We start from the raw sequence: 24,002 nt of genomic DNA, 5'->3' as shown, positions 1-24,002 counted from the left end.
CTGACATGACCGAACCAAATGTTGTTCAGTTTCGAGATATCCGCATAGATCGCTACGACCTGGCCGGTGCCCGTGCGTGGATGGCCGGCATTTGCGGGCCGCATGAATTGCAGACCAGCCAGCCGAACCGGATTCAGTTTCACCACAAGGCCAATGTGTTCAAATCCATGTCCACGACCCTGGGTCGCATGGAATACGGCACCGATGTGACCATCGGCGTCGAGGACGCTGAACACCTCAACTGCTATAGCCTCAGCCTGCCGATTCGCGGCGAGCAGGAGCTGATCAAGGATGGCCGCCGGCTGCACTCCAATCAGGATCAGGGGCTGATCGTGACGCCCCACGAAACCCAGTCACTGAGCATGGCCGGTGACTGCCACAAGATTTCCGTGGTGATCACCCGCATGGCCATGCGCCAGACTCTGGAAGGCATGCTGCAACGTCCGCTGGACATGCCGGTGAAGTTCGATCCGGTGATGGACGCAGTCAACGGCGCCTCTGCCTCCTGGTGGCGACTGGCCCGTTACTACATCGATGAGATGGAGCGCGGCCATGACCTGTTCAATCAGGTGTTCTTCACCCGCGATATCGAAAGCGCGCTGATCAAGGGCCTCATTCTTTCCCAGCCCAACAACTACAGTGCCGAATTGCGTGAGCAACTGGGCGTGAAGTTGCCGTATTACCTGGTGCGCGCCAAAGACTTCATCGAAAGCAACGCCCGCGAGGACATTCACCTGGAAGACATCGAAGCGGCGGCAGGTGTGTCGCGCTTCAAATTGTTCGAGGGTTTTCGCAAGCACCTGGGCGTATCGCCCATGGCTTACCTGAAAAAGTATCGCCTCGGCGCCGTGCGCCAGGAAATCCTCGAAGACGCCTCGGTGCGCAATATCTCCGTGATCGCCATGTGCTGGGGGTTCTCGCATCTGGGCCGGTTCGCCAGCGAATACCGCAAGCTGTTCAACGAAACGCCCAGCGCCACCCTGCAACGCAGCGAAGCCCGTCGCAACCGGTCGCTTTGAAATGACGACTCTACACGCGGCCACCGCCAACAGTGTGGGCCTGAACTTGTCGCTGATGTGCCGCGAGCCGGTCTTCACCAGTCGCTCGGCGCAGGAAACCCAGCGCTTGATGAGGCAAGTGCTGGTGGAACATGAACTGGATTGGCCGCGGGGCGGTGTCGATACGGCGTTCTATCGTGGCCAGGTCGCCAGTTGCGAACTGTATGCGCTGCGCTACGGCGGCCAGGTAGAAATCCGCCCGCAGCCGTTCGAAGATTTCGTGCTGGTACAAATGCCGCTGCGCGGCAGCGCCACCCTGGAGTCCGACGGCATGAGCTATGGCGTCAGCCCTGGCGAAGTGGCGATCCTGTCCCCGCGTGAGCAGGCGCGAGTGGTGTGGGAGGAGGGCTGCGAGCAACTGATCCTGAAACTGCCGCGGGCGTTGCTCGACGCCAGCCAGAACGCACTGGGCGATGATTTGCCAGCGGGCTTCACCTTGGCGCCGGTCAGCCGCTTGCAACGGCCACTGGCGATGCGCTGGTTTCGACTGGTCAGCGAGTTGCTGGAGCATTTGCCCGAGGGCGAGGCGAGCGCGACACCTTCGCGCTGGTTGCAGCATCTGGAGCAAAGCCTGCCGCTGTTTCTGCTCAGCCATTGTGGCGTTGCGCAACACGACTCGCCTTCGCCACGACAGCCCACGCGCCAGCTGCAAAAAATCGACGCGTGTATGCGCGAGCACCTTGTCCAGGGCATTACCCTGGCTGAACTGGCGGTTGCCACCGGGGTGAGCATTCGCAGCTTGAACACTTTGTGCCAGCGCGAATACGGTCAAAGCCCGATGGATCGCCTGCGCGGATTACGCCTTGAAGCGGCCCGGGAATGCTTGCTGGCGAAGCCGCATTCCAGCGTGACGGAAGTGGCGCTGGAGTTCGGCTTCGGGCATGTGGGGCGATTTGCCAATTACTATCGGCAGCGGTTTGGAGAGTTGCCGAAGCAGACGATGAAGTCTCAGGCGTGAGCAGGAAACGCGAGCACAAAAAAACCCGCCATAAGGCGGGTTTTTTGTTGTCCGGAGATGTTGATCTCCAAACCTTATATGGCTCCACGACCTGGACTCGAACCAGGGACCCAGTGATTAACAGTCACTTGCTCTACCAACTGAGCTATCGCGGAATGGCGCCTATGTTACTGATTCAAAAAGAGAAGTCAAGCGCCTGATAGCTAGTTGACGGATTCATCGGGACAGACGGTGGTTTATCGGTGATTGGCGGTTACCGTAATCGTCCCAGGGGGCTAACATGACGACCCGGAAGTGGTAACACGCGCTGCCGGCCATTCGCCGAAAAGGTACGCGCCATGACCCGTTTGACCCCTACAACGTCTCGAAACAACGAGGTGCTCGCATGAGCATCGCTCAGATCAGTCTGCCCAAAGGGGTCGGCCCGCATGCCGAAAAACTCTTCGACGCGATCACTCAGGCTAGCACCGCCGATGAGTTGAATCGCGCAGGAGGCAAGGCCGAGGGATTTGTCCTGGGCCTGGAAAGCACCAAGGCGATCAAGAGCCAGGTCGCGGAATCGCTTTACGTCGCCTATGACGACGCCGCCAGCCAGCGCGCGACCGAGTTGGCTTAACCGCCGAAAGTGATCGTGCCCATCATCAGTTTGGCGTAGAGCGCCGTGGCGCCCAGTTGCACCAGCCACAGGGCCAGGCCGCCGAGAAACACGCCGGCAGCGACTTGCATCACCAGGTTGTTGCTGCGTTGTTTGGCCGGGGCGCGAGGAGTAAAGCGATCCAGGTCGTCAAGGTCATCGCGGTCTGCGCGAAGGTCATCGTTTTTCATGTGGGTTCTCTTTCGAATTCTCGGGTGTACACAAAACCTGCAGGAGCCGGCTTGCTGGCGAAGAGGCCATAACATTCAACATGGATATTGACTGATCGCCATCGCCAGCAAGCCGGCTCCTACAGCAGATAGCGTGCAGTTTAAGGGCTCGGTCGCCGCTTTGAGATTTATCTGCGACAAATAAAAAACGGGAAGCCCAATGGCTTCCCGTTTTTCGCATCACGGCGCGGTTCAGATCACCTGAACGATCGCGTCCGTCACAGCCTTGATGTTGCTCTGGTTCAACGCAGCCACGCAGATACGACCGGTGTCCAGCGCGTAAATGCCGAACTCGTTGCGCAGACGGTGAACCTGCTCAACGCTCAGGCCGGAGTACGAGAACATGCCACGCTGACGACCGACGAAGCTGAAATCACGCTGCGGTGCGTTTTTCGCCAGGGTCTCGACCATCTGGGTGCGCATGCCGCGAATGCGCAGGCGCATTTCGGCCAGTTCCGCTTCCCACTGGGCGCGCAGTTCCGGGCTGTTCAGTACCGCGGCAACGATGCTTGCACCGTGGGTCGGCGGGTTGGAGTAGTTGGTGCGGATCACGCGTTTGACTTGCGACAGCACGCGCGCGCTTTCTTCTTTCGATTCGCTGACGATCGACAGGGCGCCAACGCGCTCGCCGTACAGCGAGAACGATTTGGAGAACGAGCTGGAGACGAAGAAGGTCAGGCCCGATTCCGCGAATAGACGCACGGCAGCGGCGTCTTCGTCGATGCCATCGCCGAAACCTTGATACGCCATGTCGAGGAATGGCACATGGTTTTTCGCTTTCACGACGTCCAGAACGTTTTTCCAGTCCGCCGGGCTCAGGTCAACGCCGGTCGGGTTGTGGCAGCAAGCGTGCAGCACAACGATCGAACCGTTTGGCAGGGCGTTCAGGTCTTCCAGCAGGCCGACGCGGTTCACGTCATGGGTCGCGGCGTCGTAGTAGCGATAGTTCTGCACCGGGAAACCGGCGGTTTCGAACAATGCGCGGTGGTTTTCCCAGCTCGGGTCGCTGATCGCCACAACCGCGTTCGGCAGCAGTTGCTTGAGGAAGTCGGCACCGATTTTCAGCGCGCCGGTACCACCAACAGCCTGGGTGGTGAGGACGCGGCCGGAAGCGATCAGTGGCGAATCATTGCCGAACAGCAGTTTTTGCACGGCCTGGTCGTAGGCGGCGATGCCGTCGATTGGCAGGTAGCCACGGGAAGCGTGTTGAGCGACGCGAATGGTTTCGGCTTCGACAACGGCGCGCAGGAGTGGAATTTTCCCCTCCTCGTTGCAATAAACACCGACGCCCAGGTTGACCTTATTGGTACGGGTATCGGCGTTGAATGCTTCGTTGAGGCCCAGGATTGGATCGCGTGGTGCCATTTCGACAGCGGAGAACAGGCTCATTTTTGCGGCGGCTCTGAATGGAGAATGGAGGGACGTGTCGCGCTCCAGCCGAATGCACTAGAGCGGTGCACAAACGGGGAGCTAGTATAGAGGCCATCTGCGATCGATGGCGACAGACGATTCGGCTTTTAAGGTAAGTTTTTCCGATTATTTTTCGACCGTTAGTCGATTGGTGTCGTCCAAGGCTTTACGTGATGTAAGACGTTTGCCTTGAAAGCGATGGCAATCGGCTCCACATTGAGCGCAATCCAGTTTTTTCCTCGGGCGACATCGGTCGTTTGCGGTCTTTCTCGTTCGCGCCGGTTTTGCCGGCAAGCGTGATCCCAGAGGTTTTACATGTCTGAATTTCAGCTAGTCACCCGTTTCGAGCCCGCTGGCGATCAGCCGGAAGCCATTCGCCTGATGGTCGAGGGCATCGAAGCCGGGTTGGCGCACCAGACGCTGCTCGGTGTGACCGGCTCGGGCAAGACCTTCAGCATCGCCAACGTGATCGCCCAGGTGCAGCGTCCGACGCTGGTGCTGGCACCGAACAAGACCCTGGCGGCGCAGTTGTACGGGGAGTTCAAGGCGTTCTTCCCGAACAACGCCGTGGAGTATTTCGTTTCCTACTACGACTACTATCAGCCTGAAGCCTACGTGCCGTCCTCGGACACCTTCATCGAGAAAGACGCCTCGATCAACGATCACATCGAACAGATGCGACTTTCCGCGACCAAGGCGTTGCTTGAGCGCAAGGACGCGATCATCGTCACCACCGTGTCGTGCATCTACGGTCTGGGTAGCCCGGAAACCTATCTCAAGATGGTGTTGCACGTGGATCGCGGCGATCGGCTCGACCAGCGTGAATTGCTGCGCCGTTTGGCGGACCTGCAATACACCCGCAACGACATGGATTTCGCCCGAGCGACTTTCCGGGTGCGTGGCGACGTGATCGATATCCACCCGGCGGAATCCGACTTCGAAGCGATCCGCATCGAACTGTTCGACGACGAGGTGGAAAGCCTGTCGGCCTTCGATCCGCTGACTGGCGAGGTCATCCGCAAACTGCCGCGTTTCACCTTCTACCCGAAAAGCCACTACGTGACGCCACGGGAAACCCTGATGGGCGCCGTCGAGGGCATCAAGGTCGAATTGAAGGAACGCCTGGAATACCTGCGCTCCAACAATAAATTGGTGGAGGCGCAGCGCCTGGAGCAACGCACCCGATTCGACCTGGAGATGATCCTCGAGCTGGGCTACTGCAACGGCATCGAAAACTACTCGCGCTACCTGTCCGGCCGTGAAGCCGGCGCGCCGCCGCCGACCCTTTACGATTACCTGCCGGCCGACGCCTTGTTGGTGATCGACGAATCCCACGTCAGCGTGCCGCAGGTTGGCGCGATGTATAAGGGTGACCGCTCCCGTAAAGAGACGCTGGTGGAATACGGTTTCCGCCTGCCATCGGCGCTGGACAACCGGCCGATGCGTTTCGACGAATGGGAAAGCATCAGCCCGCAGACGATTTTCGTCTCGGCGACACCGGGCAACTATGAAGCCGAGCACGCCGGGCGTGTCATTGACATGGTGGTGCGTCCGACCGGTCTGGTCGACCCGCAAATCGAGATCCGCCCGGCACTGACCCAGGTCGACGATTTGTTGTCGGAAATCACCAAGCGCGTCGCGCTGGAAGAGCGGGTGCTGGTCACCACGCTGACCAAGCGCATGGCCGAGGATTTGACCGACTACCTGGCCGATCACGGCGTGCGCGTGCGCTACCTGCACTCGGACATCGACACCGTGGAGCGGGTCGAGATCATCCGCGATTTGCGCCTCGGTACTTTCGATGTGCTGGTGGGGATCAACTTGCTGCGCGAAGGCCTGGACATGCCGGAAGTCTCGCTGGTGGCGATTCTCGATGCCGACAAGGAAGGCTTCCTGCGTTCCGAGCGTTCGTTGATCCAGACCATCGGCCGGGCGGCGCGTAACCTCAACGGTCGGGCGATTTTGTATGCCGACCGGATCACCGGCTCCATGGAGCGGGCGATCGGCGAAACCGAGCGTCGTCGCGACAAGCAGATCGCCTTCAACCTGGCCAACGGCATCACGCCCAAAGGCGTGTTCAAGGACGTTGCCGACATCATGGAAGGCGCCACCGTGCCGGGTTCGCGCAGCAAGAAGCGCAAGGGCATGGCCAAGGCCGCCGAAGAGAACGCCAGGTACGAAGCGGAACTGCGCTCGCCGGGCGAGATTGCCAAGCGCATCAAGGGGCTGGAAGAGAAGATGTATGCGTTGGCGCGTGATCTGGAGTTCGAAGCCGCAGCGCAGATGCGCGATGAAATCACCAAGTTGCGTGAGCGGTTGATCACTGTTTGATCTTTACCGCCTGACGGGGCCTCATCGCGGGCAAGCCCGCTCCCACTGGGTCTGGGGGACACAGAATTTGTGAACACCCGTAATCATGGTGGGAGCGGGCTTGCCCGCGATGGGACACTACGGTCTTAGTGCGCCTCGCCAGCCTTCAATCCTTCCGGCAGCTTCTTGGTCAACAACACTGCCAACATGCTGATCCCCAGCGCAATCCCGACAAAGTGAAACGCATCGTTGTAAGCCATGATCGACGCCTGTTGATGGGCAATCTCGCTGAGCTTGCCCAGCGCCGCCGTCTCATTGCCCAAGCGGTCGGTGAGTGACGCAATACGTTCGGCAACCTGCGGGTTGCTCGGCACGATGGATTCGCGCAAGTAGTCAAAATAGGTCTTGGTGCGCGCATCCAGCAGTGTGGCGAGGAGGGCGATGCCAATGGCGCCGCCGAGGTTGCGCAGGATGTTGAACAGGCTAGAAGCGGACCCGGCGTCTTGCGGCAGGATGTACGCGGTGGCGATCAACGAAATGGTGACCATGATCAGCGGCTGGCCCAGGGCGCGGATGATCTGGATCTGATTGAACTGTGGCCCGGCAAAGTCCGGGTTCAGCACCCCGGACGAAAAACTCGCCAGGCCGAACAACCCGAAACCCAGCGTGCACAGCCATTTCGGCGAGATGTATTTCATCAGCTTGGGCACCAGCGGAATCAGAAACAGCTGCGGTACGCCCATCCACATGATCACTTCACCGATCTGCAGGGCGTTGTAGTTCTGGATCTGCGCCAGGTACAGCGGCAATAGATAGATAGAGCCATACAGCCCGACACCCATCCCGATACTGGAAATACTCGACAGGCCGAAATTGCGATTGCCGAGGATGCCCAGGTTGATCAACGGATTGGGTTTGGAAAACTGCACGATCACAAAGGTGATCAGACTGATCAGCGCGATGCTGCCCAGGCTCACGATCAGGCTCGATTCAAGCCAGTCCTTGCGATGGCCTTCCTCCAGAAACACCTGCAGACAGCCGAGACCGACGCCCAGGGTGACGATGCCGGCGTAGTCGGTGCTTTTGAGCAGTTCCCAGTGCGCTTCTTTCTTTTCCAGACCGTACAACAGGCCGGCGATCATGATCAGCCCGGGTGGAATGTTGATGTAGAAGATATATTCCCAACCCCAGTTCTCCGTCAGCCAGCCGCCCAGTGTCGGGCCGATGGAGGGCGCGAAGGTGGCGGTCATGGCGAACATGGCCATGCCTTTGGCGCGGTGATGCTCCGGGAGTTTGATCAGTGTGAGGGTGAACGCCAGCGGAATCAGCGCGCCGCCGGTGAAGCCTTGAAGGGCGCGGAAGACGATCATGCTTTCCAGGCTCCAGGCCATGGAACACAGCAAGGACGCGACCAGGAAACCGAGGGACACCCACACCGCCAGGCGCCGCGCCGACAATAGCTGCACCAGCCAGGCGGTCAGCGGGATCATGATGATTTCCGCCACCAGGTACGAGGTAGAAATCCATGAGCCTTCTTCCAGGGTGGCCGACAGTGCGCCCTGAATGTCCTTGAGCGAGGAGTTGGTGATCTGGATATCCAGCACCGCCATAAAGGCGCCGAGCATCACGCTCATCACCGCAATCCAGTCCCGCCGCGTCGGTTCCCCGACCGGGCGGATCAGTTGATCACCGGCCATCGACAGGGGAGTCTTTGATGTTCACTTTTGCGGTGACCGACATGCCCGGGCGGATTTTGCCATGCAGTGGATTATCGGCGGCGAAGGTCAGTTTGACCGGAATCCGTTGAACGACCTTGGTGAAGTTGCCGGTGGCATTGTCCGGCGGCAACAGGCTGAACTGCGCGCCCGAGGCGGCGAACAGGCTGTCGACCCGCGCTTCGATCGGCGTGTCGCCATACGCATCGAAGGTCAGCTCGGCTTTCTGGCCGGGCTGCATGTGGCCGATCTGGGTTTCTTTGAAATTGGCCTGAATCCAGATGTCTTCATCAGGCACGATCGACAGCAGATAAGCGCCAGCCTGCACATATTGGCCATTGCGCGCGGCACGCTGACCGATCAGGCCGCTGATCGGCGCGTGGATTTCACTGCGCGTCAGGTTCAGCTCGGCCTGGGCCAGGTCAGTCCTGGCGTTGGCGATTTGGGCGTCGAGGCGTTTGATTTCAGCGTTCAGCGCATTGATCTGCTGGCGCTGGCCCTGGGCATCCGCCTGGGCCTTGGCCAATTGCGAGCGGGCAATGTGGTTATCGGCGGAGAGGGTGGTTACGCGCTCCTCTGAGATATAGCCAGGTTTACGTAAGGTTTCGGCGCGGGTCAGGTCGATCTGTGAACGACCAAGGCTGGCCTGGCTGGACGCGACTTGCGCATCGCTGGCGGCAATCAGGCTGCCTTGTTGGGTCAGCTTGCTCTGGGCTTGCAGACGTTCGGCCTGGCGGGTGGCAAGGGTTGCGTTGGCGCGGTCGACGGCGAGGCGGAAGTCATCGCCTTCGAGCTTGATCAGTAACTGGCCTTTCTCGACGTGCTGGTTGTCCTGCACCAATACTTGATCGATGCGCGCGCCCAATTGGCTCGACACACGGGTGATCTCGCCCTGCACATAGGCGTTGTCAGTGCTTTCATAAAACCGTCCCTTGAAGAACCAATGGGCAAAGAAGCCCCCGGCAATCAGTAGGACGATCAACAGGAAAATGGACAGGCGACGCTTGAGTTGGGCAGGCATGGGGCAAACTGTAGTCGAGAATATGTAAGGAAAGTTATCAGCAGGTCAATCTGGCATACAGCCGATAAACGGTAAATGGCATCGGCTGATATCCAGCCATTCACCGCGCCATACGGGGGCTGGAGACGCAACCTTGGCTTAAATGCCCTGTTCGCTGGAGCGGGGCGTACGTCGCCTGTTACCATTCGGCTCTTGTTTGAAGTTCGCTTTGATCTTCGCTTTTTATTCTTTTCGAGACATGCCATGACCACCGTCCGCACTCGCATCGCGCCATCGCCTACCGGGGACCCCCACGTAGGTACCGCTTACATCGCACTGTTCAACTACTGCTTTGCCAAGCAGCATGGCGGTGAGTTCATCCTGCGGATCGAAGACACTGACCAATTGCGTTCGACCCGCGAGTCCGAGCAGCAGATTTTCGACGCCCTGCGCTGGTTGGGCATCGACTGGAGTGAAGGCCCGGACGTCGGCGGTCCGCACGGTCCGTATCGTCAAAGCGAGCGCGGCGACATTTACCAGAAGTACTGCCAGCAACTGGTCGACATGGGCCATGCCTTCCCGTGCTTCTGCACCGCCGAAGAGCTGGACCAGATGCGCGCCGAGCAAATGGCTCGCGGCGAAACCCCGCGTTACGACGGTCGTGCGCTGTTGCTGTCCAAGGAAGAAGTCGCTCGTCGTCTCGCTGCCGGCGAGCCGCATGTGATCCGCATGAAAGTGCCGAGCGAAGGTGTCTGCGTAGTGCCTGACATGTTGCGTGGCGACGTGGAAATCCCGTGGGACCGCATGGACATGCAGGTCCTGATGAAGACCGACGGCTTGCCGACGTACTTCCTGGCCAACGTGGTCGACGACCACTTGATGGGCATCACCCACGTATTGCGCGGTGAAGAGTGGCTGCCATCGGCGCCGAAACTGATCCTGTTGTACGAGTATTTCGGCTGGGAACAACCAGAGCTATGCTACATGCCGCTGCTGCGTAACCCGGACAAGAGCAAGCTGTCCAAGCGCAAGAACCCGACCTCGGTGACCTTCTACGAGCGCATGGGCTTCATGCCTGAGGCGATGCTCAACTACCTGGGCCGCATGGGTTGGTCGATGCCGGACGAGCGCGAGAAGTTCTCGCTGCAGGAAATGGTCGACAACTTCGATCTGAAACGCGTTTCCCTTGGCGGGCCGATTTTCGACATCGAGAAGCTCTCGTGGCTCAACGGCCAATGGCTGCGCGACCTGCCGGTGGAAGAATTCGCCGCGCGCGTGCAGAAATGGGCATTCAACTCCGACTACATGATGAAGATCGCGCCGCACGTGCAGGGCCGGGTTGAAACCTTCAGCCAGGTTGCACCGCTGGCCGGGTTCTTCTTTGCCGGTGGCGTGAACCCTGATGCCAAGCTGTTCGAATCGAAGAAGCTCTCGGGTGATCAGGTTCGGCAGTTGATGCAGTTGATCCTGTGGAAGCTCGAAAGCCTGCGTCAGTGGGAGAAAGACAACATCACCGCGACCATTCAGGCTGTGGTGGAGTCCCTGGAGCTGAAGCTGCGTGATGCCATGCCACTGATGTTCGCCGCGATTACCGGTCAAGCCAGTTCGGTATCGGTGCTCGATGCGATGGAAATCCTCGGTCCGGACCTGACCCGTTTCCGTCTGCGCCAGGCCATCGACCTGTTGGGTGGCGTGTCGAAGAAAGAAAACAAAGAGTGGGAAAAGCTGTTGGGCGCTATTGCCTGATCCCACGTGCCTGACCTTGTAGGAGCCGGCTTGCTGGCGAAGCGACCTTGCAGCTTGCATCGATCCTGCGGCCGCCTTCGCTGGCAAGCCAGCTCCTGCAGTTGAGGGAAACCCCGATTTTTCGGGGGGAGGGCGGTAAGTGGTTGTTATGCCGACAAAAAATTTTGAAATTTTTCAAAAATAAGTTTGACAGGCTTTCGATACGCCCTTAAGATTCGCCCCGTCCTCAGCGATGACATCAACGATGAGGGGCTATAGCTCAGCTGGGAGAGCGCTTGCATGGCATGCAAGAGGTCGACGGTTCGATCCCGTCTAGCTCCACCAATTTACACTTCAAGGCCTGGCCACACCGGCCTTGAAGCGATCAACACTCAGCGTTGATCAGTTGTATAGAAGGGTTTGCGTCCCCTTCGTCTAGTGGCCTAGGACACCGCCCTTTCACGGCGGTAACAGGGGTTCGAGTCCCCTAGGGGACGCCAGTTTTACAGAAGTGATGTTGCAAAATGTCGCTCCGCCGCGAGGCGAAAAATCCGGGGCTATAGCTCAGCTGGGAGAGCGCCTGCATGGCATGCAGGAGGTCAGCGGTTCGATCCCGCTTAGCTCCACCAATTTTACAGTTCAAGGTCTGGCCACACCGGCCTTGAATCGATCAGCTCTCAGCACTGATCAGTTGTATAGAAGGTTTGTGTCCCCTTCGTCTAGTGGCCTAGGACACCGCCCTTTCACGGCGGTAACAGGGGTTCGAGTCCCCTAGGGGACGCCACGATTACCCGCTCTGCGGGATTTTATAAGGGTCATTCAATTATTGAATGGCCCTTTTGTTTGTCTGGCGTTTGGCCAAATCCCCCCAATTCTTTCAAACTGTTCTTCAGACCAGCGGTCACATCCACGACTTGCAGAAAATTATTATGAGAATAATATTCTAGTCGTAATATTCGGAGGCAACGATGAACGATAAAAAAGCTCAAACCCGCGAACGCATCCTCAAGGCCGCCAGCGCAGCGCTGATCCAGCGCGGTCCGGCGGAACCGAGCGTTGGCGAAGTGATGGGCGCAGCGGGCCTGACGGTCGGCGGCTTTTATGCGCACTTCGAAAGCAAGGACGCGATGATGCTGGAGGCGTTCAAGCAATTGCTCGGCCACCGTCGCGGCCTGATTGCCGATATGGATGCCGAGTTGACCGGCGAAGAGCGTCGCGCCTTGGTGGCGGCGTTTTATCTGTCGCGCAAACACCGTGACTCGTCCGAATCGGCGTGCCCGATTCCTGCGTCGGTCGGTGAGCTTGGGCGACTGCCGGAAGCGTTTCGTATCGCCCTGAATGAGCACGTGGAAATGATGGTCGCGCAACTGGCGGCCAGCCCGGAAGACACCGACAAAGCCCTGGCTGACATGGCGTTGATGGTGGGTGGTCTGGCTCTGGCGCGGGCGCTGGGGCCGGGAGAGTTATCCGACCGTTTACTTCGCGCCGCTAAATCAGCGGTGCTGTGACCTGAAGGCTGCGGCCTGGGGAGAATGCGATGAGCACGTTGAAGTGGGTTCGTGGCGTGAATGGCACCTTGGGTTGGTTTGCACCGAAACTGGTGGCAAGCAAGATGCGCCTGGCGTTCATGACGCCGAGGGATTTGCCGCCGCGTGACTGGGAGTTGCCACTCCTGGCGAAGTCCGAGCGGATTACCTTGCGGTTCGGGCTGTCGGCGTTGCGTTGGGGGCAAGGCCCTGCGGTATTGCTGATGCACGGCTGGGAAGGTCGGCCGACGCAGTTTGCCAGCCTCATCACTGCGTTGGTCGACGCCGGTTACTCGGTGGTCGCCCTCGATGGCCCGGCCCACGGTCGCTCACCCGGCAGCGAAGCGAATGTGGTGCTGTTCGCTCGCGCCATGCTTGAGGCCGCCGCCGAATTGCCACCGTTGCAAGCCGTCATTGGTCATTCAATGGGAGGCGCCAGTGCCATGCTTGCAGTGCAACTGGGCCTGCGCACCGAAACACTGGTCACCATTGGCGCGCCCGCCCGAATCCTTGGCGTGTTGCGCGGGTTTGCCCGCTATGTGGGTCTGCCGCCCAAGGCTCGTTCGGCGTTCATTCGCCAGGTCGAGAAAGATGTCGGGATGCGCGCCGCCATGCTCGACGTCGCCCACTATCAACTCGACATGCCCGGCCTGATCGTCCACGCCGAGGATGATAACTTTGTCTCGGTCAAGGAATCGCAACTGATCCACGAAGCCTGGTTCGACAGCCGCCTGCTGCGCCTGCCAGAGGGCGGTCATCAGCGGGTGATGGCTGACCCTCGGGTGATTGATGGCGTGTTATCACTGCTGGCGGGCCGCAGCCTGCAATCGCGCCAATCGGCCTGAGCTTCCGTTACACTGCCCCGGTCGAAATAATCTGACCGGGAGTAGGGCATGGGCTGGGATCGGGCAACGCCGTTTATCATTGATCTGCAAGTGGGCGCCGAAGACATCGACGGGCTGGGCCACGCCAATAATGCGGTGTACGTGACCTGGCTCGAGCGCTGTGCCTGGCGCCATTCCCAGCGCCTGGGCCTGGATCTGGTCGAATACCGTCGCCTGGACCGGGCCATGGCCGTGGTGCGGCACGAGATCGATTACCTGGCCGCTGCCTACGAAGGTGATGAGCTGCAATTGGCGACCTGGATCGTCGATTGGGATCAGCGCCTGAAAATGACCCGACACTTTCAGTTGAAGCGCCCCAGCGACAACGCCACATTGCTGCGTGCGCAGACCACGTTTGTCTGCATCGAACTGTCCACGGGCAAGCCCAAACGCATGCCGGCCGAGTTCATCGACGGTTATGGCCCGGCCTTACAGGTCCTGATTTGACAAGACGGTGTGGCAAGTCTTTCGCTCGATAATCCAGTAAACTGCCGCACGTTTTTTCCTTGAGTAGTGTTTTCCCCATGCAAATTGCCTTGGCGCCCATGGAGGGGTTGGTCGACGACATCCTGCGCGACGTGCTGACCCGAGTGGGCGGCATCGATTGGTGCGTGACCGAGTTCATTCGGGTCAACGACCAGTTGCTCACGCCGGCCTATTTCCACAAGTTCGGCCCAGAGCTGCTCAACGGCGCCCGCACGGCCTCCGGTGTGCCACTGCGCGTGCAACTGCTGGGTTCCGACCCGGTGTGCCTGGCGGAAAATGCCGCGTTGGCCTGCGAGCTCGGCTCCGAAGTGATCGACCTCAACTTCGGCTGCCCGGCCAAGACCGTGAACAAATCCCGTGGCGGTGCGGTGTTGCTCAAAGAGCCCGAGCTGTTGAACCGGATCGTCGAGCACGTCCGTCGTGCCGTTCCGGCGCACATTCCCGTTACCGCCAAGATGCGCCTGGGCTTCGACAGCCCGGATGGTTCGCTGGTCTGCGCCACGGCGCTGGCCGAAGGCGGGGCGGAACACATCGTGGTGCATGCGCGGACCAAAGTGGACGGCTACAAGCCGCCGGCGCACTGGGAGTGGATTCCGCGGGTGCAGGACGTGGTCAAGGTGCCGGTGTTCGCCAATGGCGATATCTGGAGCGTCGAAGACTGGCGCCGTTGCCGTGAGATCAGCGGCGTGGAAGACATCATGCTCGGCCGTGGCCTGGTTTCGCGCCCCGATCTGGCGAAGCAAATCGCCGCCGCGCGGGCCGGTGAAGAGGTCGTGGAAATGACCTGGGCCGAGCTGCTGCCGCTGATCCAGGACTTCTGGCTGCAAGCCAAGGCGCAGATGACAGCGCGGCAATCGCCGGGCCGCTTGAAACAATGGTTGGCGATGTTGACCCGCAATTATCCCGAAGCTGTCGAGCTGTTCACCGTCCTGCGTCGCGAGACCGAACTGGATAACGTCTCGCGTTTGCTGGGCCTGCCGGTGGCTGAAGCGGCCTGAAAAAATCTGAAAATAATCTCTTGAAATGCAATCAGCGGTCCCTATCTAAGGGTTACGCGATGCCGAATTCGGGTCGCGGAGACAAAAGACCTTGCTGATTGTTTTCAGGAGATTTGAACCATGACTACTGCATTTTCCCTGGCACCACTGTTCCGTTCCTCGGTAGGTTTCGACCGTTTCAACGACCTGTTCGAAACCGCCCTGCGCAACGAGCCAGGCAGCACCTATCCACCCTATAACGTGGAAAAACACGGCGACGACCAATACCGCATCGTCGTAGCGGCGGCCGGTTTTCAGGAAGAAGACCTGGAACTGCAAGTCGAGAAGGGCGTGCTGACCATCAGTGGCGGCAAACGCGATGCCAATGAAGGCGTGACTTTCCTGCACCAAGGCATTGCCCAGCGCGCGTTCAAGCTGTCGTTCCGTCTGGCGGACCACATCGAAATCAAGGCCGCCGACCTGAGCAATGGTCTGTTGAGCATTGACCTGTTGCGGGTGATTCCGGAAGAGGCGAAAGCCAAGCGCATCCCTATCAACGGGGCGCAAAAACCAGCTCTGCAACACTAAGCCGAGCAAAACAAGAAGGGCGCCAATTGGCGCCCTTCTTTGTGTCTGCGGTTTAACGTTGTCCGGTCACGGTTGCGGATTCCACCGCTCGCGGGTGCCGGGACGAAAACAGCAGGCCGCCAGCGATTTGCCAGATCACCGCAAACGCGCCGACCAGGAACACGACGTCGCCGAACGTCCGCACCCAGCGCAGGGTTTGCAGCAAGTCCTGCTGCATGAAAGCTTCGCTGCGGGCGTACCACAGTCCCTGGCTGGCGCTGGCGTAAAACTGCAGGATGCCGATCGGCAACAGGCTGGTGACGATCATCAGCATCAGACCGCCGTTGAGCCACCAGAAGCCGGTGTTCATCAGTCGGTCGTTGAACTGCAGATTCGGTCGCAGATAACGCAGGATCAACAGGCTGAAACCCAGCGCCAGGGAGCCATAAACCCCGAACAGGGCCGCGTGTGCGTGCAAGGGCGTGGTGTTCAGGCCCTGGATGTAATACAGCGCGATCGGTGGGTTGATCAGGAAACCGAACACGCCGGCACCGAGCATGTTCCAGAACGCGGTAGCGATGAAGAACTGCAGCGGCCAGCGCAGCCGTGCCATCCACGGCGCGCGCTCTTTCAGGCGCCAGTTCTCCCAGGCCTCATGCCCGAGCAATATCAGCGGTACCACTTCCAGCGCGCTGAAGGTCGCGCCGACAGCCATCACCGGGGTGGTGGTCCCGGCGAAGTAGATGTGATGGAACGTACCGGGCACACCGCCAAGCATGAACAGCGAGGCCGAGCCGAGGGTGGCGGTGGTGGCGAGGCGCTTGGAGACCAAACCCATGCTGGTGAAAATGAAGGCCAGGGCGGTGGTGGCGAACACTTCGAAAAAGCCTTCGACCCACAGGTGCACGACCCACCAGCGCCAATACTCCATGACCGACAAATTGGTGCGTTCGCCATAGAACAGGCCAGCGCCGTAGAACAGGCCGATAGCGATTACAGACGCGGCCAACAACGCCAGCAGGTTCCTGTCGCCAGGTTGACGCAGGGCCGGGACCATCGCGCGCAACATCAGCACCAGCCAGAACACGATCCCGGCGAACTTGGCGATCTGCCACAGACGACCCAGATCAACATATTCGTAACCCTGATGCCCGAGCCAGAAGCTCCATTGCGCCGGCATCAACTGGGCGATGGCGAGGAAGTTGCCGGCATACGAACCGACGACCACCAGCACCAGCGCCCAGAACAGTACATCCACGCCGAGCTTCTGCCATTTCGGATCTTTGCCGCCATTGATGAATGGCGCCAGAAACAGCCCTGCCGCGAGGAAGCCAGTGGCGATCCAGAACATCGCACTCTGCAAATGCCAGGTTCGGGTCAGCGAGTAGGGGAACCACTTCGACAGCGCCAGGCCATAGAAATCCTGGCCCTCGACCGTGTAGTGCGCGGTCACGCCGCCCATCAGGACCTGGAAGCCAAACAGTGCGCCGACCAGCAACAGGTATTTGCCCAGGGCTTTTTGCGAAGGCGTGAGTTTGATCAGGCTCAGCGGATCCAGGGGCGGGACTTTGGGTTGGCCTTCGTCGTGATTGCGCAGGAACGCCCAGCCCCAGACCAGGAAGCCAATACCTGCCAGTAGTACGACGATGCTGACAATCGACCAGACCATGTTTTCGGCAGTCGGCTGGTTGTCGATCAACGGCTCGTGGGGCCAGTTGTTGGTGAAGGTCGCGCTCTGGCCATCGCGTTCGGTGGCGGCAGCCCAGGCGGTCCAAAAGAAAAAGTGCGTCAGCTGCTGACGCCGAGCGGCATCGGGCAGCGTGTTTTCTTTCATGGCAAAGCTTTCGCGGCTGTGGTGCAGCGCAGGGTCATTGCCGAACAGGGCGTGGTAATACGCGGCGGTTTGCGCGATAGCCTGGATGCGGCGGTCGCTGAGCACCAGTGTGCCGTCGACCAGGCGGTTGGCGCGGTACTCGCGTTTGAGTTGATGGCGCAGCAGGGCCTGCTGATCGTCATCGATATCCTGGTAAAGCTTGCCATAAGTCTGCTGCGCCGCCAGGTCGAGCCAGGCGAGTAGTTCGCGGTGTAGCCAGTCGGCGGTCCAGTCCGGCGCCTGATAGGCACCATGACCCCAAATCGAGCCTAGCTGCATGCCGCCAATACCCTGCCAGGCCGTCTGGCCGTCGAGGATATCGTCGGCACGAAACAGGATCTTGCCCTCGACGCTTTGCACCTGATCGGGAATCGGTGGTGCCTGTCGATAGATCTCGTGGCCGAACCAGCCGAGCAGGCAGAAGGTCACGCCGAGGACGCCAATCAGCGACCACCAGAGTTTGCGGTATTCACCCATGGTTCACCTTAATGTCAAAAAAAAGCGCCCGCATAACGAGTATGCGGGCGCAGAAAACCCGGCCGTGTGATCGGGAAGAGACGCCGGGGTGTTGCTCAGGGAAAATGATCGGCTGCCATTGATCATTCATCGTCGGAGGCGGGGCGTTTGGCCGTCGTCCGATTGCGTGGGATCAATGTACGGGGCGGCCGGCATGGCGTCATTTGTACGCAGGGTCAGTGGCGTCACGTCTGGGTTTTAACGATTCATACGAAGGTATGAAAAACTGTAGGAGCTGGCTCGCCAGCGATCGCGGTTGGTCTGCCGCCATCATTGTTGAATGTGCCGGCCTCTTCGCTGGCAAGCCAGCGCCTATAAGGGGTTGATGTCACCTGAGGAGTTTTTGAAATTCTTCCACCGGCAATGGCTGGCTATGCAAATACCCCTGATAAAAATGGCAGCCCAGGCCCTGCAGGAACTCCAGTTGCTCAGCGGTTTCCACGCCCTCGGCAATCACTTTCAACTCCAGGCTGCGGGCCATGGCAACGATGGCGCGGATGATCTCGGCGTCATTGGGGTCGGTGGTGGCGTCGCGGATGAACGACTGGTCGATTTTCAACGTGTCGACCGGCAGGCGCTTGAGGTAGGTCAGCGATGAATAGCCGGTGCCGAAGTCGTCCATGGCGAAACTGACACCGAGTTTTTTCAGGCGGCGCATTTTGCCGATGGTGTCTTCCAGGTTCTGGATGACGATGCCTTCGGTGATTTCCAGCTTGAGCAGCGAGCAGGGCAGGCCGTAGCGAGCAAGGCTTTCTTCGACACGCTCGACGAAGTCGGTCTGGCGAAACTGCCGTGGGCTGATATTCACGCACAGACTGAAATCGAGTGGGTCCACCAGGCCGTTGGAAACCATTTGCCGACAGGCCTTGCAAGCTTCGTCGAGAATCCAGGTGCCGACCTCCAGGATCAAACCGCTGTCTTCCAGCACCTTGATGAACTCGTTGGGGGACTGCGCGCCGAGTTCCGGATGGTTCCAGCGCACCAGGGCTTCGGCGCCGACGATGCGGTTGTCGCGAGCATCGAGCTGCGGTTGGTAATGCACACGGAACTCGCCACGGGACAGCGCCAGGCGCAAGTCGGTTTCCATGCGCAGGCGTTCACTCGCGGCCTTCTGCATGGTGTTGTGGTACATCTGCGCAGTATTGCGCCCCGAATCCTTGGCGCGATACAGGGCAATGTCGGCACGTTTGAGCAGGTCGGTAGGCGTTGAGCCGTGATCGGGAATCAGCGCAATGCCGATACTCGGCGTCACTTGCAGGCGCTGGCCGTCGAGGAACATCGGCTCCGACAACAATTCGCGCAAGGTGTCGGCCAACTGCCGGACCTGGGCGCTGACGTCATTGCGTGAGCCCTCAAGCCCGCTGAGCAGCACCACGAATTCATCGCCGCCCAGACGCGCGACGGTGTCTTCCATGCGTACGCTGGCCTCCAGGCGAGCGGTGATGATCTTGAGCACCGTATCGCCCACCGGATGGCCGAGGGAGTCGTTGATGTGCTTGAAGTGGTCGAGGTCGAGGAACATCAGCGCGCCACGTAGATTGTGGCGTTTGAGCAGGGCAATCTGTTGGCTGAGCCGATCCATCAACAAGGCGCGGTTGGGCAGGTTGGTCAGCGGATCGTGGTAAGCCAGGTGGCGGATCTGCGCCTCGGCGTTTTTCAGCAGGCTGACGTCCCGCGCGGTCAGCAACAGGCACGCGGTTTCGTTGAGGGTGATCGGCTCCACCGAGACCTCGACGGTGAGCAACTCGCCACGCTTGTTACGGCCGAGCATTTCCAGATGATGAACCCGACCCTTGATCTGCAACTCGGCCAGCAACGCCGAGCGTTGTTTTTCTTCGGCCCAGATTCCCACCTGATACACCGTGCGGCCAATCACTTCGTCGGCGCGGTAACCGGTCAAGCGTGAGAAACCATCGTTGACCTCCAGATAGCGCCCGGTGTCGCGTTCGGTGATGGTGATGGCATCGGGGCTTGAGTGAAACGCCTTGGCGAATTTCTCTTCGCTGGCCTTCAGCGCCGCTTCCGAGCGTTGTTGCTGGGTGATATCGCGCAGGGTGGTGACGATGCACGGCTGGTCGCCGACGCTGATCTGCCGGCTGGAAATCACGCAGGTCAGGGATTGCCCGTTCTTGTGCTGGACGACGATCGCCACGTTATTCAAGCCTTGTTCGCGAATCACCTGCTCGATCCGCTGCAAACTTTTTGCCGAGGCGTCCCACAGTCCGATTTCATCGGCGCTGCGACCGATCACATCGGCGGTGGTCCAGCCGAAGGTCTGGGTGAAGCTGGAATTGATCTCGATGAACTGGCCGGTGTCCTGGCGGGTCACGCAGATCGGGTCCGGACTGACCTGGAACAGCGTGGCGAATTTCTCTTCGGAGGCCACCAATCGTTGCTCGCGTTCGACCTGATCGGTGATGTCGAGCAAGGTGCCGGCCATGCGCAGCGGCAGGCCGTTTTCATCGCGGTAGAGGCGGGCGCGGCTTTCCAGGTAGCGCGAGCTGCCATCGGGCAGCTGCACGCGGTAGGTCAGCTGATAGTTGCCGGCCGGGCCTTCGCGCAGGCTGCGATAGGCGTCGCGCATGGTGTCGCGTTCTTCGCCGGGCACGCCTTCGAAAAACTCGTCGAAGGACTCATGGAAAGGCTTGGCTTCCAGACCGTGCAACTGCGCGGCGCGGGCCGAGCCATAGAGCATGCCGCTGGGAATGTGCCAGTCCCAGGTGCCCAGTTGCGCAGAGTCCAGCGCCAGGTCGAGGCGTTCCTGGCTGTCCTTCAAGGCATGCTCGGCGATTTTGCGGTCGGTGGTGTCGAGGAACGTGCTCAGCAGATAGGGCTGGCCCTCGAGCTCGACCTTTTGCGCGCTGAGGATGCCATCGTGGATTTGCCCGTTGCTGGCGCGAAATTGCACCTCCATGTTGGTCAACTCGCCTTTGGCCTTGGTGGCCTTGACCAACTCCGCCCGTTGCTCGGGGTGCACCCACAGGCCCAGTTCCAGGGTGGTGCGGCCGATGGCGTCTTGCACCGGCCAGCCAAACAGGCTTTCAAAATACTGGTTGGCCTCGGTGATCAGACCGTCGTCCTGACGGGTCAGCAGGACCATGTTGGGGCACAGGTGAAACAGCGTGGCGAAACGCTTCTCCGAGCTGCTCAGCGCCTGCTCGCGCTGGCGCTGATGGGTGATCTCGCGGATCACGCCGATCATCCGCGGCCGGCCGTGTTTGTCCGGCAACAGGCTGCCGTTGATCTCCAGCCAATGCAGGCTGCCGTCGGGCCAGCGAATGCGATGGTGCATCGCCCGTTCCAGCGGTGCACCGGCAATCACCGCGTGGAAGGCGCGAACGGTTTTCGCCCGGTCCTCGGGCGGCAGCAGATCGAGGTATTCGAGATCTTCCGGCAGCGGTACTCGGGGATCGTACCCGAACAGCGCCTGCGTGCCCCGCGACCAACTGATCTGCCCCCGTTCGATATCCCAATACCACGCACCCAAACGCGCGCCGTTCAGGGCAGCCAGCAATTGCGGAGCACTTTCCCAGCTCTGCTCGGAGCTTTTGGGGTCAAGTGCCTGGATACGCGGCATCGGCGGAACACGGTCAACAGATTTCGGCATTGGCAGGCCTTAGACTGAATTGAGCATTGGGCACAGGATTTCGCGGCTCTATAGGAGTAGCACAAGTTAGCCTTGAGTCCCTGGCAGATCGATTTGCGCATCCAGCAGGGCCATGAAGGCCCGTGCCGCATTCGACAACGTCCGTTCTGTGTGCAGGATATAGCCTAGCTGGCGAGAGAGCTGTATGCCCGGCAAAGGTATCCGCGCAACTTGATCGTCGAGCATGGTGCGTGGCAACACGCTCCAGGCCAGGCCGATCGAGACCATCATCTTGATGGTTTCCAGGTAGTTGGTGCTCATGGCGATGTTCGGCGTCAGGCCCTGGGCTTCGAATAGACGCTGGACGATATGGTGGGTGAAGGTGTTTCCGCCGGGGAAAACCGCCGGGTGCCGGGCGATGTCCGCCAGGTTGACCGCGCTGTTGCTGAGCAGCGAATGCTCCGGGGCTACCACGAAATCCAGCGGATCGTCCCAGACCGGCGTGGCCTTGACCAGTCCGTGGGGCTCCGGCGCCAGGGTAATGACCGCCAATTCGGCACGGCCATGGAGGATTTCTTCGTAGGCCACTTCCGAATCGAGAAACTGAATGTCCAGTGCCACTTCGGGATAACGCCGGGTGAACTCCCTTAATAAGGGCGGCAAACGGTGCAGACCGATGTGGTGACTGGTGGCCAGGGTCAGACGACCGGTCACTTCGCCCGTGAGATTGGTCAGGGCACGGCGCGTATCATCGAGGACGTTCAAAATCTGGTAGGCCCGTGGCAGCAGGGCGCGACCGGCCTCGGTCAACCCGACCTCGCGGCCCAGTCGATCGAACAGTCGCACCTTCAATTGCTGCTCCAGCCCGGCAATGCGTTTGCTGATCGCCGGTTGTGTCAGGTGCAGCCGTTCGCCCGCGCCAGAGAAGCTTCCGGTCTCGGCGATGGCAATAAAGGCATTCAGGTTGGCCAGGTCCATGGTCGCATTCCAGTTGGTTATCCAAAGCATAAAAAATATGAATTTGAGTTATTTAATGTAACCCCATAGGATCAGCCTCACAAGCCAAAGGGTTATTGAAAACTTCAAAGCCCGGGGCATAGAAACAAGCTGATGAGGAACCGTCTGATGGCCGGCAAAACGCTCTACGACAAGCTCTGGGATTCGCATTTGGTCAAGCAGCGCGACGATGGCTCCGCGCTGATCTACATCGATCGTCACATCATCCACGAAGTGACCTCGCCGCAAGCCTTCGAAGGTCTGCGTCTGGCCGGGCGCAAGCCTTGGCGTATCGATGCCAACATCGCGACCCCGGACCACAACGTACCGACCACTCCGGAGCGCAAGGGCGGCATCGAAGCCATTGCCGACCAGGTCTCGCGTTTGCAGGTTCAGACCCTCGACGACAACTGCGATGAATACGGCATCGTCGAGTTCAAGATGAACGACGTCCGCCAAGGCATCGTCCACGTCATCGGCCCGGAGCAGGGCGCTACCTTGCCGGGCATGACCGTGGTCTGCGGCGACTCCCATACCTCGACCCACGGCGCATTCGGCGCTTTGGCTCACGGTATCGGCACCTCCGAGGTCGAGCACGTGCTCGCCACCCAGTGCCTGGTCGCCAAGAAAATGAAGAACATGCTGGTCTTGGTCGAAGGCCAATTGCCGTTCGGCGTGACCGCCAAGGACATCGTCCTCGCGGTGATCGGCAAGATCGGCACCGCCGGCGGTAACGGCCACGCCATCGAATTCGCCGGCAGCGCGATTCGCGACTTGTCCGTCGAAGGCCGCATGACCATCTGCAACATGTCCATCGAGGCTGGTGCCCGCGTTGGTCTGGTCGCGGCTGACGAGAAAACCGTGGCCTACGTGAAGGGCCGTCCATTCGCTCCGAAAGGCGCGGAGTGGGACCTGGCTGTCGAAGCGTGGAAAGACCTGGTGTCCGATAAAGACGCCAGGTTCGACACCATCGTCGAGCTCGACGCGACCCAGATCAAGCCGCAAGTCAGCTGGGGCACCTCGCCCGAGATGGTGTTGGCTGTGGATCAGAACGTGCCGGACCCAGCGAAGGAAACTGACCTGGTCAAGCGCGGTTCCATCGAGCGCGCGTTGAAGTACATGGGTTTGACCGCCAATCAGGCGATCACCGACATCCAGCTCGACCGCGTATTCATTGGTTCCTGCACCAACTCGCGCATCGAAGATTTGCGCGCAGCAGCCGTGATCGCCAAGGGCCGCAAAGTGGCCTCGACCATCAAGCAGGCGATTGTGGTGCCGGGCTCGGGTCTGGTGAAGGCTCAGGCTGAATCGGAAGGCCTGGACAAGATTTTCCTCGAAGCCGGTTTCGAATGGCGTGAGCCGGGTTGCTCGATGTGCCTGGCGATGAACCCGGACCGTTTGGAGTCCGGCGAGCATTGCGCCTCGACGTCCAACCGAAACTTCGAAGGCCGTCAGGGCGCGGGTGGTCGTACTCACCTGGTCAGCCCTGCCATGGCCGCCGCCGCCGCTGTGAACGGTCGTTTCGTCGACGTCCGTGAATTGATCTAAGGA

The 24,002-nt window shown here is 60.0% G+C and carries 18 protein-coding genes and 5 tRNA genes; 15 read left to right on the top strand and 8 right to left on the bottom strand.

The features are described from left to right. Positions 1–5 precede the first annotated feature (5 nt). The gene (locus KHO07_RS18395; protein ID WP_150733362.1) at positions 6–1,019 is read left to right on the top strand and encodes an AraC family transcriptional regulator; all 1,014 of its coding nucleotides are present in this window, start codon (positions 6–8) and stop codon (positions 1,017–1,019) included. 1 nt (position 1,020) lies between these two features. Then, positions 1,021–2,016, top strand: coding sequence for an AraC family transcriptional regulator (locus KHO07_RS18390; protein ID WP_212625138.1), 996 nt, complete (start codon positions 1,021–1,023; stop codon positions 2,014–2,016). Between the two features lie 79 nt (positions 2,017–2,095). Here the strand turns inward: KHO07_RS18390 and KHO07_RS18385 are convergent. Continuing rightward, positions 2,096–2,171: transfer RNA gene (locus tag KHO07_RS18385), tRNA-Asn, on the bottom strand. 230 nt (positions 2,172–2,401) lie between these two features. Here KHO07_RS18385 and KHO07_RS18380 point away from each other — a divergent pair. Further along, positions 2,402–2,632, top strand: a complete 231-nt coding sequence (locus KHO07_RS18380) for a hypothetical protein (protein WP_008007186.1) — start codon at positions 2,402–2,404, stop codon at positions 2,630–2,632. On the opposite strand, the gene KHO07_RS18375 is transcribed toward KHO07_RS18380, so the two are convergent. Both KHO07_RS18375 and KHO07_RS18370 read right to left on the bottom strand, forming a co-directional pair. After that, complete coding sequence (locus KHO07_RS18375) at positions 2,629–2,841, bottom strand: hypothetical protein (RefSeq protein WP_150733364.1); 213 nt, start codon at positions 2,839–2,841, stop codon at positions 2,629–2,631. The two genes, KHO07_RS18380 and KHO07_RS18375, sit on opposite strands and share 4 nt — an antisense overlap. Positions 2,842–3,072: 231 nt before the next feature. Further along, on the bottom strand, positions 3,073–4,269 hold the full coding sequence (locus tag KHO07_RS18370) for an amino acid aminotransferase (RefSeq protein WP_034150900.1): 1,197 nt from the start codon (positions 4,267–4,269) through the stop codon (positions 3,073–3,075). Between the two features lie 336 nt (positions 4,270–4,605). Between KHO07_RS18370 and uvrB the strand changes: the two genes are divergently transcribed. Further along, positions 4,606–6,621 (top strand): excinuclease ABC subunit UvrB, encoded by a 2,016-nt coding sequence (gene uvrB / locus KHO07_RS18365; RefSeq protein WP_150733366.1) that lies wholly within the window; start codon positions 4,606–4,608, stop codon positions 6,619–6,621. A 125-nt stretch (positions 6,622–6,746) separates the two neighbouring features. On the opposite strand, the gene KHO07_RS18360 is transcribed toward uvrB, so the two are convergent. Together KHO07_RS18360 and KHO07_RS18355 are read right to left on the bottom strand one after the other, a co-directional pair. Next, positions 6,747–8,237, bottom strand: coding sequence for an MDR family MFS transporter (locus KHO07_RS18360; protein ID WP_191635227.1), 1,491 nt, complete (start codon positions 8,235–8,237; stop codon positions 6,747–6,749). Between the two features lie 49 nt (positions 8,238–8,286). Then, complete coding sequence (locus KHO07_RS18355) at positions 8,287–9,336, bottom strand: HlyD family secretion protein (protein WP_212625137.1); 1,050 nt, start codon at positions 9,334–9,336, stop codon at positions 8,287–8,289. A 243-nt stretch (positions 9,337–9,579) separates the two neighbouring features. Between KHO07_RS18355 and gltX the strand changes: the two genes are divergently transcribed. The 10 genes from gltX (at position 9,580) to KHO07_RS18305 (ending at position 15,501) form a co-directional block, all read left to right on the top strand. Beyond that, a complete protein-coding gene (gene gltX, locus KHO07_RS18350) occupies positions 9,580–11,061 on the top strand; it encodes a glutamate--tRNA ligase (protein ID WP_150733369.1) in 1,482 nt (493 codons plus the stop codon). Positions 11,062–11,309: 248 nt separating this feature from the next. Next, positions 11,310–11,385 (top strand) — tRNA-Ala (locus KHO07_RS18345). 79 nt (positions 11,386–11,464) lie between these two features. Beyond that, positions 11,465–11,540 (top strand) — tRNA-Glu (locus KHO07_RS18340). A gap of 53 nt (positions 11,541–11,593) precedes the next feature. Next, a tRNA-Ala gene (locus KHO07_RS18335) sits at positions 11,594–11,669 on the top strand. A 79-nt stretch (positions 11,670–11,748) separates the two neighbouring features. Next, positions 11,749–11,824 (top strand) — tRNA-Glu (locus KHO07_RS18330). Positions 11,825–12,008: 184 nt separating this feature from the next. Continuing rightward, positions 12,009–12,548 carry a TetR/AcrR family transcriptional regulator gene (locus tag KHO07_RS18325; RefSeq protein ID WP_056853720.1) on the top strand — a complete coding sequence of 180 codons (540 nt, stop codon included), beginning with the start codon at positions 12,009–12,011 and terminating at the stop codon, positions 12,546–12,548. A 29-nt stretch (positions 12,549–12,577) separates the two neighbouring features. Continuing rightward, positions 12,578–13,411, top strand: a complete 834-nt coding sequence (locus tag KHO07_RS18320) for an alpha/beta hydrolase (protein WP_150733370.1) — start codon at positions 12,578–12,580, stop codon at positions 13,409–13,411. A gap of 48 nt (positions 13,412–13,459) precedes the next feature. Then, positions 13,460–13,897: a thioesterase family protein gene (locus KHO07_RS18315; protein WP_212625136.1), complete on the top strand. Its 438-nt coding sequence runs from the start codon at positions 13,460–13,462 to the stop codon at positions 13,895–13,897. Positions 13,898–13,974: 77 nt separating this feature from the next. Further along, positions 13,975–14,934, top strand: a complete 960-nt coding sequence (locus KHO07_RS18310; RefSeq protein ID WP_212625135.1) for a tRNA-dihydrouridine synthase — start codon at positions 13,975–13,977, stop codon at positions 14,932–14,934. Positions 14,935–15,054: 120 nt separating this feature from the next. Then, the gene (locus KHO07_RS18305) at positions 15,055–15,501 is read left to right on the top strand and encodes an Hsp20 family protein (RefSeq protein WP_150733373.1); all 447 of its coding nucleotides are present in this window, start codon (positions 15,055–15,057) and stop codon (positions 15,499–15,501) included. A gap of 52 nt (positions 15,502–15,553) precedes the next feature. Here the strand turns inward: KHO07_RS18305 and KHO07_RS18300 are convergent, their stop codons facing one another. The 3 genes from KHO07_RS18300 to KHO07_RS18290 form a co-directional block, all read right to left on the bottom strand. Further along, on the bottom strand, positions 15,554–17,830 hold the full coding sequence (locus KHO07_RS18300; RefSeq protein ID WP_212625134.1) for a nitric-oxide reductase large subunit: 2,277 nt from the start codon (positions 17,828–17,830) through the stop codon (positions 15,554–15,556). Positions 17,831–18,197: 367 nt separating this feature from the next. Further along, entirely contained in the window at positions 18,198–21,476 is a 3,279-nt protein-coding gene (locus KHO07_RS18295; RefSeq protein ID WP_212625133.1) for an EAL domain-containing protein, read from the bottom strand. A gap of 66 nt (positions 21,477–21,542) precedes the next feature. After that, a complete protein-coding gene (locus tag KHO07_RS18290) occupies positions 21,543–22,433 on the bottom strand; it encodes a LysR family transcriptional regulator (protein WP_150733376.1) in 891 nt (296 codons plus the stop codon). 147 nt (positions 22,434–22,580) lie between these two features. Here KHO07_RS18290 and leuC point away from each other — a divergent pair, with 147 nt between their 5' ends. Then, positions 22,581–23,999 (top strand): 3-isopropylmalate dehydratase large subunit, encoded by a 1,419-nt coding sequence (leuC, locus tag KHO07_RS18285; protein WP_212625132.1) that lies wholly within the window; start codon positions 22,581–22,583, stop codon positions 23,997–23,999. The last annotated feature ends 3 nt before the right edge of the window (positions 24,000–24,002 follow it).

The organism is Pseudomonas sp. PP3 (assembly GCF_905336995.1).
Classification (GTDB): Bacteria; Pseudomonadota; Gammaproteobacteria; order Pseudomonadales; family Pseudomonadaceae; genus Aquipseudomonas; species Aquipseudomonas reinekei.
This window is presented reverse-complemented; position numbering and strand designations above follow the sequence as displayed.

Bases quoted from the DNA above. Each gene is read 5' to 3' on its own strand.
- KHO07_RS18395 (WP_150733362.1), top strand. From the start codon at position 6: ATGACCGAACCAAATGTTGTTCAGTTTCGAGATATCCGCATAGATCGC.
- KHO07_RS18390 (WP_212625138.1), top strand. From the start codon at position 1,021: ATGACGACTCTACACGCGGCCACCGCCAACAGTGTGGGCCTGAACTTG.
- KHO07_RS18380 (WP_008007186.1), top strand. From the start codon at position 2,402: ATGAGCATCGCTCAGATCAGTCTGCCCAAAGGGGTCGGCCCGCATGCC.
- KHO07_RS18375 (WP_150733364.1), bottom strand. From the start codon at position 2,841: ATGAAAAACGATGACCTTCGCGCAGACCGCGATGACCTTGACGACCTG.
- KHO07_RS18370 (WP_034150900.1), bottom strand. From the start codon at position 4,269: ATGAGCCTGTTCTCCGCTGTCGAAATGGCACCACGCGATCCAATCCTG.
- uvrB (WP_150733366.1), top strand. From the start codon at position 4,606: ATGTCTGAATTTCAGCTAGTCACCCGTTTCGAGCCCGCTGGCGATCAG.
- KHO07_RS18355 (WP_212625137.1), bottom strand. From the start codon at position 9,336: ATGCCTGCCCAACTCAAGCGTCGCCTGTCCATTTTCCTGTTGATCGTC.
- gltX (WP_150733369.1), top strand. From the start codon at position 9,580: ATGACCACCGTCCGCACTCGCATCGCGCCATCGCCTACCGGGGACCCC.
- KHO07_RS18325 (WP_056853720.1), top strand. From the start codon at position 12,009: ATGAACGATAAAAAAGCTCAAACCCGCGAACGCATCCTCAAGGCCGCC.
- KHO07_RS18320 (WP_150733370.1), top strand. From the start codon at position 12,578: ATGAGCACGTTGAAGTGGGTTCGTGGCGTGAATGGCACCTTGGGTTGG.
- KHO07_RS18315 (WP_212625136.1), top strand. From the start codon at position 13,460: ATGGGCTGGGATCGGGCAACGCCGTTTATCATTGATCTGCAAGTGGGC.
- KHO07_RS18310 (WP_212625135.1), top strand. From the start codon at position 13,975: ATGCAAATTGCCTTGGCGCCCATGGAGGGGTTGGTCGACGACATCCTG.
- KHO07_RS18305 (WP_150733373.1), top strand. From the start codon at position 15,055: ATGACTACTGCATTTTCCCTGGCACCACTGTTCCGTTCCTCGGTAGGT.
- KHO07_RS18300 (WP_212625134.1), bottom strand. From the start codon at position 17,830: ATGGGTGAATACCGCAAACTCTGGTGGTCGCTGATTGGCGTCCTCGGC.
- KHO07_RS18295 (WP_212625133.1), bottom strand. From the start codon at position 21,476: ATGCCGAAATCTGTTGACCGTGTTCCGCCGATGCCGCGTATCCAGGCA.
- KHO07_RS18290 (WP_150733376.1), bottom strand. From the start codon at position 22,433: ATGGACCTGGCCAACCTGAATGCCTTTATTGCCATCGCCGAGACCGGA.
- leuC (WP_212625132.1), top strand. From the start codon at position 22,581: ATGGCCGGCAAAACGCTCTACGACAAGCTCTGGGATTCGCATTTGGTC.